This window comes from Blastomonas sp. RAC04, from assembly GCF_001713435.1.
GTDB lineage: Bacteria > Pseudomonadota > Alphaproteobacteria > Sphingomonadales > Sphingomonadaceae > Blastomonas > Blastomonas fulva.
Genome location: NZ_CP016460.1, coordinates 3,460,278 through 3,473,955 on the forward strand (window position 1 = coordinate 3,460,278; position 13,678 = coordinate 3,473,955).

General features: G+C 64.1%; 10 protein-coding genes. 5 read left to right on the top strand and 5 right to left on the bottom strand.

Going from position 1 to position 13,678, the window contains the following annotated elements; translation table 11 throughout:
* Positions 1-547 precede the first annotated feature (547 nt).
* The gene (rpsT, locus tag BSY18_RS17150; RefSeq protein WP_054136306.1) at positions 548-811 is read right to left on the bottom strand and encodes a 30S ribosomal protein S20; all 264 of its coding nucleotides are present in this window, start codon (positions 809-811) and stop codon (positions 548-550) included.
* Positions 812-978: 167 nt separating this feature from the next.
* Complete coding sequence (gene mutM, locus BSY18_RS17155; RefSeq protein ID WP_069051295.1) at positions 979-1,791, bottom strand: bifunctional DNA-formamidopyrimidine glycosylase/DNA-(apurinic or apyrimidinic site) lyase; 813 nt, start codon at positions 1,789-1,791, stop codon at positions 979-981.
* A 56-nt stretch (positions 1,792-1,847) separates the two neighbouring features.
* On the opposite strand from mutM, the gene BSY18_RS17160 reads away from it, so the two are divergent.
* Together BSY18_RS17160 and ubiB are read left to right on the top strand one after the other, a co-directional pair.
* Positions 1,848-2,579 (top strand): class I SAM-dependent methyltransferase, encoded by a 732-nt coding sequence (locus tag BSY18_RS17160; RefSeq protein WP_069051296.1) that lies wholly within the window; start codon positions 1,848-1,850, stop codon positions 2,577-2,579.
* A gap of 31 nt (positions 2,580-2,610) precedes the next feature.
* Complete coding sequence (gene ubiB / locus BSY18_RS17165; protein WP_069051297.1) at positions 2,611-4,173, top strand: 2-polyprenylphenol 6-hydroxylase; 1,563 nt, start codon at positions 2,611-2,613, stop codon at positions 4,171-4,173.
* A 924-nt stretch (positions 4,174-5,097) separates the two neighbouring features.
* On the opposite strand, the gene BSY18_RS17170 is transcribed toward ubiB, so the two are convergent.
* Positions 5,098-5,400 (bottom strand): ArsR/SmtB family transcription factor, encoded by a 303-nt coding sequence (locus tag BSY18_RS17170; protein ID WP_069051298.1) that lies wholly within the window; start codon positions 5,398-5,400, stop codon positions 5,098-5,100.
* 80 nt (positions 5,401-5,480) lie between these two features.
* Between BSY18_RS17170 and BSY18_RS17175 the strand changes: the two genes are divergently transcribed.
* Complete coding sequence (locus tag BSY18_RS17175) at positions 5,481-6,596, top strand: NADH:flavin oxidoreductase/NADH oxidase (RefSeq protein ID WP_069051299.1); 1,116 nt, start codon at positions 5,481-5,483, stop codon at positions 6,594-6,596.
* 84 nt (positions 6,597-6,680) lie between these two features.
* Here the strand turns inward: BSY18_RS17175 and BSY18_RS17180 are convergent, their stop codons facing one another.
* On the bottom strand, positions 6,681-7,703 hold the full coding sequence (locus BSY18_RS17180) for a hypothetical protein (protein WP_069051300.1): 1,023 nt from the start codon (positions 7,701-7,703) through the stop codon (positions 6,681-6,683).
* A gap of 165 nt (positions 7,704-7,868) precedes the next feature.
* Here BSY18_RS17180 and BSY18_RS17185 point away from each other — a divergent pair, with 165 nt between their 5' ends.
* Complete coding sequence (locus BSY18_RS17185) at positions 7,869-8,468, top strand: phosphatase PAP2 family protein (RefSeq protein WP_069051301.1); 600 nt, start codon at positions 7,869-7,871, stop codon at positions 8,466-8,468.
* Here BSY18_RS17185 and BSY18_RS17190 read toward each other — a convergent pair.
* A complete protein-coding gene (locus BSY18_RS17190) occupies positions 8,458-9,120 on the bottom strand; it encodes a YoaK family protein (protein WP_069051999.1) in 663 nt (220 codons plus the stop codon). The genes BSY18_RS17185 and BSY18_RS17190 overlap by 11 nt on opposite strands.
* Positions 9,121-9,397: 277 nt before the next feature.
* On the opposite strand from BSY18_RS17190, the gene rpoB reads away from it, so the two are divergent.
* The gene (gene rpoB / locus BSY18_RS17195) at positions 9,398-13,564 is read left to right on the top strand and encodes a DNA-directed RNA polymerase subunit beta (protein WP_054136298.1); all 4,167 of its coding nucleotides are present in this window, start codon (positions 9,398-9,400) and stop codon (positions 13,562-13,564) included.
* Positions 13,565-13,678: the final 114 nt, after the last annotated feature.

The following is a 13,678-nucleotide window of genomic DNA, read 5'->3' on the forward strand; positions in this document are numbered from 1 at the left end:
TATCCGCCATGTCTTTCTTCGCTTTCACCGTGTGCCGACCAACCCCTGGCCGGCCCGGTGCCCCCTCGCCTGCGCCGGGACAAAACCACCCCGGACGCAAAGCCGATGGCATTGCGATACCCTAGTGATTCATCCGTTGGTGCAGTGGAGAACGGGCGCGAGCGCTCGCTCTCTGGAGTGTGATGTAGCGATGAAAAAACGAGTCGAGCAAGAGCGGCCGGGTAAAAAAAATGAAATAAAGGCGCTTGACTCAGTTAACGTCTGGATATTGCTCGATTCACTATATTAACGCATATATTTCAATTGATTATGGCAAAGTGGGCGTGGGGCGCAATTGCGAATCGCGGGAAATGCGCGGCTTTGCCAAAAGCGCAGGTGACGGTTTTGTGACCGCTCTGTCACACAACTGCGCCCATGTTACATACCGTTGCACGCACGCTGCGCGCACGAAAAATCCGCCGACCGAGGCAGGACGGCGGACAATCGGAATATCGTGGCGGAATGACCGGCTCCGGATGCGGCCCAGCCGCTCCGGAGCAGACCGGGATCAGCCGAGCGCTGCGACCCGCTTGGTCAGGCGCGAGAACTTGCGCGATGCGGTGTTCTTGTGCAGCACGCCCTTGGCAACGCCGCGGGCCAGTTCAGGCTGCGCGCTGGCGAGAGCTGCAGCAGCCGCGTCCTTGTCGCCTGCTTCCAGAGCCGATTCGACCTTCTTGACGAAGGTACGGATGCGTCCGATGCGGTTGCCGTTGACGATCGCCCGACGGTCGTTCCGGCGGATGCGCTTCTTGGCTTGCGGCGTATTGGCCATAAGTTCTCACACGTCTTTCTTACAGGCGATCACAGCATGATCGGTGGATTTTGGGTAAAAGCGTTGGGCCGCGATAAGGCTATGCCCGCGCTTTGAAGCCGCTGCCGTTAGCGATTATCGGCTGGCGCGTCAACGCCAGAATGCCGCAGGCGTCATGCAAGTCCACCTTACTTCTGGCAGGACGGGCACCAGAAGGTGGAGCGTCCCGACTGGACGGTGCGCTTCACGGTGCCGCCGCACGGACAGGCCTCTCCCTCGCGCCCGTAAACCCGCCATTGCTTGGCGAAATAGCCCAATTGGCCATCGGGCCGGGCATAATCGCGCAAGGTCGATCCGCCCGCCGCGATGGCATCGACCAGCACCGATTTGATCGCCGTGACCAAAGGCTTGAGCTTGGCGGGACCAATTTGCCCGGCAGCGCGCAGCGGAGAGATTCTCGCCATGTTGAGCGCCTCGCAGACATAGATGTTGCCCAGGCCCGCAACGATTCGCTGGTCGAGCAGCATCGCTTTGATCGGCGAGGCGCGGCCCTTGAGCCGCTCGCGCAGATAAGCGGGGGTGAAATCGTCGCCCAGCGGCTCGGGGCCCATCGCGGCAAAGCTCGGGAAACTGGCGATCGCGGCTGTCTCGACCAGATCGACCGAGCCGAACCGGCGCGGATCGAACAGCGAGAGGACGTGACCCGAATCGGTGTGCATCACGAGGTGGTCGTGCGTGCCGATGTCTTCGGGATCGATTCGCCAGCGCCCCGACATGCCGAGGTGAAAGATCATCGAATCGCCGCGGTCGGTTTCTATCAGCCCGTATTTGGCGCGGCGGCCCAGGCTGATGATCCGCGCGCCGGTCATCCGCTGGCCGAGATCGACCGGGAAGGCGCGGCGCAGGTCTGCGCGGCGCGCGACGACACTCGTCAGGCGCACGTCCTGCAGCACGGCGGCAAGCCCGCGCACGGTGGTTTCGACTTCGGGAAGCTCCGGCATAAAAAGGCCCGTTATCAGGCTTTGCGCTTGGCACAAAGATGCTTACATGCAGGGCCATGAGCGAGACAGTGCCCTTTGGCTATCAGGATATCGACCCGGCTGAAAAGGCGGGACGGGTTGGCGGCATCTTTTCGAGTGTGGCTGCCAAATATGACATCATGAACGATGCGATGTCGGGCGGCATGCATCGCCTCTGGAAGGACCGCTTCGTGCGCCGGGTCAAGCCGCGCGCCGGCGAGGACATTCTCGACATGGCGGGCGGCACCGGTGACATCGCCTTCCGCATGGTCAAGTCGGGCGCCAATGTCACGGTCGCGGATATCAACCAGGACATGCTCGATGTCGGCATCGAACGCGCGGTCGAACGCGGCGAGGACCGGCTTGTCTGGTCGTGCCAGGATGCGGAAAGCCTCAAGTTCCCGGACCGCAGCTTCAACGCCTATACGATCGCGTTCGGCATCCGCAATGTCACGCATATCGACAAGGCCCTGGCCGAGGCGCACCGCGTCCTGCGCTATGGCGGCAGGTTCTATTGCCTCGAATTCTCGTCGACCCAATGGCCCGTGTTCGGCGAGGTCTACGACGCCTATTCGCACCATCTGATGCCGCGGCTGGGCCAGATGATTGCGGGCGATGCCGACAGCTATCGCTATCTGGCCGAATCGATCCGCCGCTTTCCCAAACCGCCGGTGTTCGAGCAGATGATCAAGGACGCCGGGTTTGTATCAACCAAGGTCGAGCTCATCCTGGGCGGAGCGGTCGCGATCCATAGCGGGTGGAAGGCGTGATTCGGCGCCGCCGGGGGTTCGGCATCCGCGCATGACCGCCCCGCGTACGCATATCTTCCGCCTCCTCAAATGGGGCCGTATCCTTGCGCGTCATGGCGCGCTCAAGGGGCTGGAGGCCGCACCGCAGACCCCGCCCGAGGTCCGCCGCCTGTTCCGCATCGCGCGGCTGGGCGCGAGCGTGCCCAAGACCCCCGATTATGCCGGCGCCTTCCGTGCGATCGGTCCTGCGGCGATCAAGCTGGGCCAGACGCTCGCCACCCGCCCCGATCTGGTGGGCGAAGAGGCCGCGATCAATCTGCTGTCCTTGCAGGACAGCCTGCCGCCGGTGCCGTTCCCGGAAATCCGCGCCGAGATCGAGCTGGGGCTGGGCGGCCCGCTCGAGCGCTTCTTTGCCCATGTCGATCCGGTGCCCGTCGGCGCCGCCTCGATCGCGCAGGTGCATCGCGGCACCACCATCGAAGGCCGCGATGTCGCGATCAAGGTGCTGCGCCCCGGCGTGCGCAAGAACTTCGCGCGCGACATCGAGACGTATGAATGGGCTGCCGCGCATCTGGAAGCTCTGGGCGGGGAGGCGACCCGGCTGCGGCCGCAGCTCACCATCGCCAACTTCAAGCGCTGGACGATGCGCGAACTCGATCTGCGCCGCGAGGCGGCGAGCGCATCGGAACTCGCCAGCGCGATGGACGGCCACCCGGGCTACCGCGTGCCCGAGATCGACTGGGACCGCACCTGCGGCACCGTGATGACGCTCGAATGGATCGACGGCATCAAGATTTCGAACCGCGACGCGCTGATCGCTGCCGGGCATGACCTGCCCGATCTCGCGCGGCGGCTGGTTCTCGCCTTCCTGCGCCAGGCGATCGCGGGCGGCTTCTTCCATGCCGACATGCACCAGGGCAACCTGTTCGTCGCACCCGATTCGACCATCGTCGCGATCGATTTCGGGATCATGGGACGGATCAACCGGCAGGCGCGGTTCTGGCTGGCAGAAATCCTCTACGGCCTGACGACTGGCAACTACCGCCGCGTCGCCGAAATCCATTTCGAGGCGCAGTATGTGCCGAGCTATCACAATGTCGACGAGTTCGCGACCGCGCTGCGGGCCGTGGGCGAGCCGATGCGCGGCAAGCCGGTGAGCGAGCTGTCGGTCGGGCAGATGCTCGACGGGCTGTTTGCAATCACCCGCGATTTCGACATGAAGACCCAGCCGCACCTGCTGCTGCTGCAAAAGACGATGGTGATGGTCGAGGGCGTCGCGACCCAGCTCGATCCCAACATCAACATGTGGGATGTCGCAGCGCCTTATGTGCGCGACTGGATCCGCGGCGAACTCGGCCCGGAGACCTTGCTCGCCGACCGGATCAACACCGATGTCGCGACATTGTTGCGGCTGCCCGATCTGGTGCGGCGTCTGGAAGAACAGGTCCCCAAAAAGGGCGGCGCCCCCGAACCGCCCCCGATCCCTCACATCCCGCTGATCTGGGACAGGAAGGTGCGCGTTGCGGGTACCGGCGGGGGCTTCTGGAGCCATCTGGCGGCGTTGATCATCGGCGCTGGCGCAGGCGCTGCGGCGCTGTTGGCCTGGGTGCATTGAGCTGACCTCACAGAGCAGCGGCTGATGCGCTGACGATACCTGCTCCCCTCCCTGCAAGGGAGGGGCTGGGGGTGGGTCAGCAACCGCAGAGGGTCAGTGCAACACCGGCTCGCTGGCGCTCGACCCACCCCTAACCCCTCCCTTGCAGGGAGGGGAACGCGCGCTGATTGGCCATTGTTCTCCGCTCTCCGATCAGCGACCATCGCCACCCCACCGGGTCCCCTGCGAAGGCAGGGGCCCACCTCCCCACCGCTGCGCTGGCTGCCAGGGCAGGAGATGGATGCCTGCCTCGGCAGGCAAACGGGAAGTGGAGGAAGGGCCACATGAGCAGTGGACGGATGGCTCGCTAACCCAGCCTCGAACTATGAGCCCAACCACCCCCGCTCATCCTGAGCCGCGGGCGTGAGCCCGCGAAATCGAAGGACCCGCGCCGACGCTGGCCGTATAGCGAGGCCTTCGACAAGCTCAGGCTGAGCGGAGGGGGTGGCGGCGTTTGAGGGGGCGCAGAAAAAACCTTCCGTTCTGCAAGCGACCCCATTGTGGACGTTGGCACGCAAGTGCTAACTCTCATTAATGATCGTCTCTTCTGCACTTTCTAAGCTTGAGCGCAGAAAGCTCATAAGGTGGGTAGATTGGGTTCTTGATGGGTTCCCATACAGAACAAACATCTATTGGCTCATCGTATTAGGACCTCTGCTGCTCCTGATGTGGCTGGGTTCCCCTACGGGTGTCTTGGCGACCTATGTCGCGCTTTGGATCATACCTTGGTCTCTGATATTTCTTTGGCGAGGCGTCCTATGGTTTCGGGAACGCAAGCAGCCGTGGAATAGACGACGCTGACGTTCAAATGTCCGCTTCCCACCCAGTTCCCGCCATCCGCGCGTGCTAGCCTGTCGCCTGAAAGCAGAAAGCCTGCCTTCAAACCTATCCCTTCACCCCCAAAACCGCATCCAGCAGCCCAGGAAACCTCTTGTCCACCTCTTCCCGCCGCAGCGTATTCATGTGCTGCACGCCCGCGATGCGCGTGTGCACCAACCCCGCTGCGCGCAGGACGCGGAAGTGGTGCGACATGCTCGATTTGGGGCGGCCGCCGTCCAAGGCGGCGCAGCTGGCTTCGATCTCGCGGTCGAGCTGGCGCACGATGTCGAGCCGCACGGGATCGCTCAGCGCGTGGAGGGCATGCTCGATGGTGACGGTCGAAAGGTCGGGATGCTGATAGGTTCGCATGTCACTCATATAGCATGCCGGTCTTGTAAATCCTATAGTTCGATTATATACGTACTATCATAACAACCACAGGACTCCCCATGACTGATAACACTCCCGCCAAAACCCCCGCGCTGTTCGAGCCGTACACCCTCAAGTCCGTCACGCTGCGCAACCGCATCGCGGTCTCGCCGATGTGCCAGTATTCCGCCGAACATGGCGTGCCCAACGACTGGCACCGCTCGCACCTCGTCTCGCTGGCGCGCGGCGGTGCGGGGCTGGTGGTCGCCGAGGCCTCGGGCGTGTCGCCCGAAGGCCGGATCACCCCGGGCTGCACCGGGCTGTGGAACGACGAACAGCGCGATGCGTTCGCGCCGATCGTCGCCGAGATCAAGGCTGCAGGCGCGGTCCCGGGCATCCAGATCGCGCACGCCGGGCGCAAGGCCAGCGCCAACAAGCCTTGGGAAGGTGACGATCACATTCCCGAAGGCGATCCGCGCGGCTGGGAAACCGTCTCGCCCTCGCCGATCGCGTTCGGCGGTGGCCTGACCAAGGTGCCGCGCGAAATGACGCTGGCCGATATCGAGAAGGTCAAGGCCGACTATGTCGCCGCCGCGATCCGCGCGCGCGAGGCCGGGTTCGAATGGCTGATGCTGCACTTTGCGCATGGCTATCTGGCGCAGAGCTTCTTCTCCAAGCACTCCAACCAGCGCACCGACGCCTATGGCGGCAGCTTCGAGAACCGCTCGCGCTTCCTGCTCGAGACCCTGGAAGCCGTCCGCGAAGTGTGGCCCGCAGATCTGCCGCTGTCGGCGCGCTTCGGCGTGATCGAGTTCGACGGCAATGATGAGGAAACGCTTGGCGAGTCGATCGAACTGATCAAGCTCATGAAAGCGCGCGGGCTCGATTTCATCGATGTCAGCATCGTGTTCTCGACGCCGACCGCGCAGATCCCCTGGGGTCCGGCGTTCATGGCGCCGATCGCCGAGCGCGTGCGCAGCGAGACCGGGCTTCCGGCCGCGACGAGCTGGTATATCGGCACCTCGGAAAACGCCAACCGTATGGTCGAGACCGGCCAGGTCGATCTGGTGATGATGGGTCGGCCGATGCTCGAGAACCCGCACTGGCCGTATCAGGCGGCGAAGGAGCTGGGCAAGGACAGGCCGAGCTGGACGCTGCCCGCGCCTTACGCGCACTGGCTGGAGCGTTATCGCTAAAGCTCTTCAGCGACTAACGACAAAAAGGAAGGCGGGGATTGCTCCCCGCCTTCTGTCGTTTCAGTCCCAATCAGGGGTTGGCTATCAGGCCGCGCTCTGCATCGGATAGGTGCGCAGCAGCCACAGGGCACGACGCTTGCGGTTGGCCCGAGTCTTGAACGGGTTCTCGCGATTGGGCGCCTGTGCGATCATTTCCTCAATACGGCGCTCATCGACGTTCAGGTCGCCACGCGCTGCCACCGGCACGTTGTGCGGCGCAGGACGCGCTGCCGCCATCGGGGCCACGCTGAACGCCTGCATCTCCGGCTGATCAAGACGGGTCGTCGCAGGAGCCGGAACCGGCGTGGTCACGGTCGTCGCCTGGGGACGATCATGCGGGCCCGCCAGACCGCGGTCGTAATCGGCATCGGCTGCACGCGCCTCGGTCATCATGGACGCGCTCTTGCGGGTCCGGGTCCGGCGCAGGGCGATCGCACCGCCGCCAATTCCCAGCAAGGCGAGCAGACCGGCCATCCAGCCCCAGACGTCGCCGCTGCCCGATTCGGTGGCGCTGACCGCGCCATCCTGCCGAGCAGGGGTTTCGAAAGCTGGCGCAGCCGGGGCGACCCGCGCCAGATCGGCTGCCTCTTCAGGCGGAGCGGCGAGCGGATCGGCAGCTGTGTTCGCCTCCGGCGCAGCAGCGACCGGCGCAGGTGCAGCTTCACGGGCTGTGGGACGCTCGGCCGGAGCGGCCCTGCGGGTCGGTGCGGGCCGTTCGGCAGCCTCTGCCGGCGGGGTGGTTGCGGTCGACGGAACGTCGCTCACCACCGGCGGCGCCATCGGGATGGCCATCGGGACAGGGTTGCCCGGGAGCGAGGCTGCAGGCGGGGTCGCCGAGACAGGCGGCGTGGCCGGTGCCGAAGGCTGCGCCGTCGGCATCTGGACCTGCGGCGTCTGCGAAGCCGTTGTAGGCGTATCGGCCGGGCTGGCAGGCTGCACGGCTTCGGGCATCGGCATCACCGGCGCGATGGCCGGAGCTTCCTGCGCCAGAAGCGGGGTTGCGGTCAGGGCAAGAACGGCGGCAATCGCGGCCCTTGCCGGGCGAATGGGGTGCGATGTGTGTGTCATGGTATCACAGCAAACGCTCGAGGCGCGCAAAACCGTTCACGCCGCTGCGCGCAAACTCTGTCAGGCTGACGCTGCAGGGCGGCCAGTTGATGAACTAGGTATGGTTTGCATACCTAAAAGCTGCGATTGACCCTGCAGTTTGGACGGCAGCGGGGACCGTGTTTGATGCGCAGCGTGAGTCTGGTTCTGCTCATGATCGTGGTCGTGCTCGGCGGGATGGGGGTCTGGCTGCAGGGTCCTCTGCCGCTGGATATCGAGGCGACCTGGCAGCTCCAGCGGCTGATCGACCCCCGCTCAGCCTGGATCGAATGGCTGTCGCTCACCGCCGGTTGGCCGATGATCGTCGCCAGCACGCTGCTGGCCGGGCTGTTTGCGGCCTCGCTGGCGCGGTTGCCCGGAGCGGCCGCGCTGATCATCGGCGTGGGCATCGCGATGGCGAGCGAGCGGCTGGCGCGCCTGGCATTCTATGTCCCGCGCCCATCTGCCGACATCGTCGAGGTCGCCAGCGCGAGCGCGTCTTCGGGGCTGCCCTCGACTTTCGCGATCTTTCATGGCGCGGCGTGCGGCGGGCTGATCCTGCTGACATGGGGCACCCGCGGGCGCGAGGCGATGGCGGTGCGGCTGGGGGCAGCGGTACTGCTGCTGGCCGGCTGCATCGGACGGGTTGCTGCGGGCGCCCACTGGACCAGCCAGGTGCTGGCGAGTGCAGCGCTTGGCGCGCTGGCGGCGATCCTGGCGGCCCGGCTTGTCGGGGTCAGGCGCTAGGCACCTCATCGTGCAGCGCAAAGCGCGGCAGCGCGGCGACCATCGCCAGCGCCAGCCCGATGGCGGCAGCGACCCACAGCGCCATCAGCCCCCAGTCGAGATAGGCGAGCACGCCAAGCCCTGCGCCGCTCACCAGCCCGGCCCACAACAGCAGATGCGGCACCCATTGCCAGCGCTGGCCCGCACGGTGCACGCGCGACAGCGCCTGGCCCAGCTTGACCAGGGTCCCGGTCATGTAAGTGAGCCCGATGCTGACCTGACCCTCGCGCTGGAACACGGTGTTTTCCATCCCCATCGCCAGCAACGTGAAGCCGACCGCGAGCATCCCCAGCCCCGCCATGCCCAGGGCGGCAGCGGCGGCGAGCAGCGCCACCACCCCCAGGATCGTCAGCGGTAGGCGGGTTCTGGCGGAACACAGGCTGCCTGCCACATTGCCGATGATCACCCCTGCCACAAAGGTCGCGATCATCGAGGCGGCGATCGCGGCGATGCGACCATCGGTGAACAGCCCCACCGCCATCCGGGTCGAATTGCCGGTCATGAACGCGGTGAAGAAGCCGCCGGTGTACAGAAAGCCGATGGCATCGACGAACCCCGCCAGCGCCGCCAGCGCGACCGCGAGAAACCAGTGATGGCGTTGATAGCGGGTCATCCAGCGCCTGCTATAGGCACGCAGCGCGCCTTGCGCCATCGCCCTCTGGGGCGTTTGACAAGTCCAACACGCGAGCCTATATCGCACCCCAACACCGAACGTTTCGAGACATGACAGGTTTGCGCGGACCTGACGAACGAATGAGGCGAACGGGATCAATCTGACGCGATAGGCTGCAGTTCATGGGTTTCCATGGGCTTGCGGCCTTTTGGCGTCTCTGGCCTCGCGAATCGGCCAACACGAATATCGACTTGCACGAAAAGGCGAAGACAAAGCTATGGCAACCAAGGCACGTCCGACGGCTCAGCAGAAGCCGACCCCGATGAAGCGCATCCGCAAGATTTTCGGCGACATCCACGAAGTCAGCGAAATGCCGAACCTGATCGAGGTTCAGCGCGAAAGCTATGAGCAGTTCCTGCGCTCGGATCATTCGATCGGCTACATTTCGGGCCTCGAAAAGACGCTTCGCAGCGTGTTCCCGATCCGCGATTTTGCCGGCACTGCCGAGCTCGACTTCGTGCATTACGAACTCGAATCGCCCAAATACGACGTGCAGGAATGCCGCCAGCGCGGAATCACTTATGCCGCTCCCATGAAGGTGACGCTGCGTCTGATCGTGTTCGAGGTCGACCAGGAAACCGAAAGCCGTTCCGTGCTCGATATCAAGGAGCAGGACGTCTATATGGGCGACATGCCGCTGATGACCGCGAACGGCACGTTCGTGATCAACGGCACCGAGCGCGTGATCGTCAGCCAGATGCACCGTTCGCCGGGCGTGCTGTTCGATCATGACCGCGGCAAGACCCACTCGTCGGGCAAGTATCTGTTCGCCGCGCGCGTCATTCCGTACCGCGGTTCGTGGCTCGATTTCGAATTCGATGCCAAGGACATCGTCAATGTGCGCATCGACCGCAAGCGCAAGCTGCCGGTCACCTCGCTGCTGTACTCGCTCGGTCTCAACGACGAGGAAATCCTCGACCATTTCTATGAAAAGGTCGTGTACGAGCGCGGCACCGGCGGCTGGAAGATTCCGTTCGTGCCCGAACAGTGGCGCGGTCTGAAGCCTGCGTTCGACATCGTCGATGCCACCACCGGCGAAGTCGCTTTCAAGGCGGGCGACAAGATCACCCCGCGCGCTGCCACCAAGGCAGGCAAGGATGGTCTGGCCACGCTGCTGATCCCGACCGAAGAAATCTTCGGCCGCTACAGCGCCTATGACCTGATCAACGAGAAGACCGGCGAAATCTATATCGAGGCAGGCGACGAAGTCACCGCCGAAAATCTGGAAAAGCTCGACAAGGCCGGGATCGACCAGCTTGTGCTGCTCGACATCGACCATGTCACCACCGGTCCCTGGATCCGCAACACGATGAAGGCCGACAAGGCCGACAACCGCGACATGGGTCTCGATGCGATCTATCGCGTCATGCGCCCCGGCGAGCCGCCGACGCGCGAAACCGCCGATGCGCTGTTCGAAGGCCTGTTCTTCGACCCCGAGCGCTACGACCTTTCGGCCGTGGGCCGCGTCAAGCTCAACATGCGTCTCGAGCTCGACTGCGAGGACACCGTCACCACGCTGCGCCGCGAGGACATCCTGGCCGTCGTCAAGACTTTGGTCGACCTCAAGGACGGCAAGGGCGATGTCGATGACATCGACAACCTCGGCAACCGCCGTGTCCGTTCGGTGGGCGAACTGCTGGAAAACCAGTATCGCGTCGGCCTGCTGCGCATGGAGCGTGCGGTCAAGGAACGGATGAGCTCGGTCGATGTCTCGACCGTGATGCCCAACGATCTGATCAACGCCAAGCCTGCGGTTGCCGCGGTGCGCGAATTCTTCGGCTCCTCGCAGCTGTCGCAGTTCATGGACCAGACCAACCCACTGGCCGAAGTCACCCACAAGCGCCGCGTTTCGGCCTTGGGCCCAGGCGGTCTCACCCGCGAACGTGCAGGCTTCGAAGTCCGCGACGTTCACCCGACCCATTATGGCCGTATCTGCCCGATTGAAACGCCCGAAGGCCCGAACATCGGTCTGATCAACTCGCTGGCCTCGTTCAGCCGCGTCAACAAGTACGGTTTCATCGAAACCCCGTACCGCAAGGTTGTCGATCACAAGGTGACCGACGACGTCGTGTACCTGTCGGCAATGGAAGAGGCCAAGCACACGATCGCGCAGGCCAACGCCGAGCTCGACGACGACATGGGCTTTGTCGAGGACATCGTCTCGTCGCGTCAGGCGGGCGAATTCCTGATGGCGCCGCGCGACATCATCACCCTGATGGACGTCAGCCCCAAGCAGCTGGTTTCGGTTGCCGCATCGCTCATTCCGTTCCTGGAAAACGATGACGCCAACCGCGCGCTGATGGGATCGAACATGCAGCGTCAGGCCGTGCCTCTGGTACAGGCTGAAGCACCGTTCGTCGGCACCGGCATGGAAGAAACCGTGGCGCGCGATTCGGGCGCCGCGATTGCTGCCAAGCGTGCCGGCATCGTCGATCAGGTCGATGCGACCCGCATCGTGATCCGCGCCACCGGTTCGGTGGATTCGGGCCGCTCGGGCGTGGACATCTACACGCTGCAGAAGTTCCAGCGTTCGAACCAGAACACCTGCATCAACCAGCGTCCGCTGGTGAAGGTGGGCGAAGTGATCGCCGAAGGCGACATCATCGCCGACGGTCCCTCGACTGACCTTGGCGAACTGGCGCTGGGCCGCAACGCGCTCGTCGCGTTCATGCCCTGGAACGGCTATAACTACGAGGATTCGATCCTGATCTCCGAGCGCATCGTCAAGGACGACGTGTTCACCTCGATCCATATCGAAGAGTTCGAAGTGATGGCCCGCGACACCAAGCTGGGTCCTGAAGACATCACCCGCGACATCCCCAATGTCGGCGAGGAAGCGCTGCGCAACCTCGACGAAGCGGGCATCGTCTATATCGGTGCGGAAGTGCATCCTGGCGACATCCTGGTCGGCAAGATCACGCCCAAGGGCGAAAGCCCGATGACTCCGGAAGAAAAGCTGCTGCGCGCGATCTTCGGCGAAAAGGCAAGCGATGTGCGTGACACCTCGCTGCGTCTGTCGCCGGGCGTATCGGGCACCGTGGTCGAAGTCCGCGTGTTCAACCGTCATGGCATCGACAAGGACGAGCGTGCTCTGGCGATCGAACGCGAGGAAATCGAGCGTCTGACCAAGGACCGCGAGGACGAACGCGCCATTCTCAACCGCGCGACCTACAACCGCCTCAAGGAAATGCTGATCGGCCAGGTGGCTGCAGCGGCTCCCAAGGGCGTCAAGAAGGGCGGCGTGATCGACGATGCGCTGCTCGACGAGGTCGAAAAGCACCTGTGGTGGAAGTTCGCGGTCGAGGACGATGCGGTCCAGGCCGATCTGGAAGCCGTCAAGGTCCAGTATGACGAAGCCGTCACGCGGATCACCGAGAAGTTCGACGACCGCCGCGAGAAGCTGGAGCGTGGCGACGAGCTGGCACCTGGCGTGCTCAAGATGGTCAAGGTGTTCGTCGCGGTGAAGCGCAAGCTGCAGCCGGGCGACAAGATGGCCGGACGTCACGGAAACAAGGGCATCATCAGCCGCATCCTGCCGATCGAGGACATGCCGTTCCTCGAGGATGGCACGCATGTCGACTTCGTGCTCAACCCGCTGGGCGTTCCCAGCCGCATGAACGTCGGACAGATCTTCGAAACCCATCTGGGCTGGGCCGCACGCGGTCTGGGTCAGCAGATTTCGAAGGCGCTGGACGACTGGCGTGAGGCCAATCCGAACCCCGAAGCGGGCGCTCCGCCCGACGCGCTGCGCGAAAAGCTGAAGTACGTCTATGGCGAGGATTACGACGCCGAGATCGACAGCCGCAGCGATGAAGCGGTGGTCGAACTGGCCGGACTGCTGCGCAACGGCGTTCCGATGGGCACCCCGGTGTTCGACGGTGCGCGCGAGGCGGACGTTTCGCGGATGCTGGAGCGGGCGGGTCTCGACCCCTCGGGCCAGGTCGATCTGTACGACGGCCGTACCGGCGACAAGTTCGACCGCAAGGTGACCGTGGGCTATATCTACATGCTCAAGCTGCATCACTTGGTGGACGACAAGATCCACGCGCGTTCCATCGGCCCCTACAGCCTCGTCACCCAGCAGCCGCTGGGCGGCAAGGCGCAGTTCGGTGGACAGCGCTTCGGGGAAATGGAGGTCTGGGCACTCCAGGCCTATGGCGCGGCCTATACGCTGCAGGAAATGCTGACGGTGAAGTCCGATGACGTGGTCGGACGCACCAAGGTTTACGAGGCGATCGTCAAGGGTGACGACACGTTCGAGGCCGGCATCCCTGAGAGCTTCAACGTTCTGGTCAAGGAAATGCGCTCGCTGGGTCTCAACGTCGAGTTGAACTCCATCGATGCACTGCCCGATCCGGACGAGATTGCGGAAGCCGCGGAGTAAGATTGTCCCTCCCTCTCCCCCCACGGGGGAGAGGGTCGGGGAGAGGGGGAGTCATGCGACTTCCCTCGGGCACATGCCCCTCTCCCAACCCTCCCCCCTCAAGGGGAGAGGGCT

Excerpts from the sequence above, each read along its gene's own strand:
- rpsT (WP_054136306.1), bottom strand. The coding sequence starts at position 811 with ATGGCCAATACGCCGCAAGCCAAGAAGCGCATCCGCCGGAACGACCGT.
- mutM (WP_069051295.1), bottom strand. The coding sequence starts at position 1,791 with ATGCCGGAGCTTCCCGAAGTCGAAACCACCGTGCGCGGGCTTGCCGCC.
- BSY18_RS17160 (WP_069051296.1), top strand. The coding sequence starts at position 1,848 with ATGAGCGAGACAGTGCCCTTTGGCTATCAGGATATCGACCCGGCTGAA.
- ubiB (WP_069051297.1), top strand. The coding sequence starts at position 2,611 with ATGACCGCCCCGCGTACGCATATCTTCCGCCTCCTCAAATGGGGCCGT.
- BSY18_RS17170 (WP_069051298.1), bottom strand. The coding sequence starts at position 5,400 with ATGCGAACCTATCAGCATCCCGACCTTTCGACCGTCACCATCGAGCAT.
- BSY18_RS17175 (WP_069051299.1), top strand. The coding sequence starts at position 5,481 with ATGACTGATAACACTCCCGCCAAAACCCCCGCGCTGTTCGAGCCGTAC.
- BSY18_RS17180 (WP_069051300.1), bottom strand. The coding sequence starts at position 7,703 with ATGACACACACATCGCACCCCATTCGCCCGGCAAGGGCCGCGATTGCC.
- BSY18_RS17185 (WP_069051301.1), top strand. The coding sequence starts at position 7,869 with ATGCGCAGCGTGAGTCTGGTTCTGCTCATGATCGTGGTCGTGCTCGGC.
- BSY18_RS17190 (WP_069051999.1), bottom strand. The coding sequence starts at position 9,120 with ATGACCCGCTATCAACGCCATCACTGGTTTCTCGCGGTCGCGCTGGCG.
- rpoB (WP_054136298.1), top strand. The coding sequence starts at position 9,398 with ATGGCAACCAAGGCACGTCCGACGGCTCAGCAGAAGCCGACCCCGATG.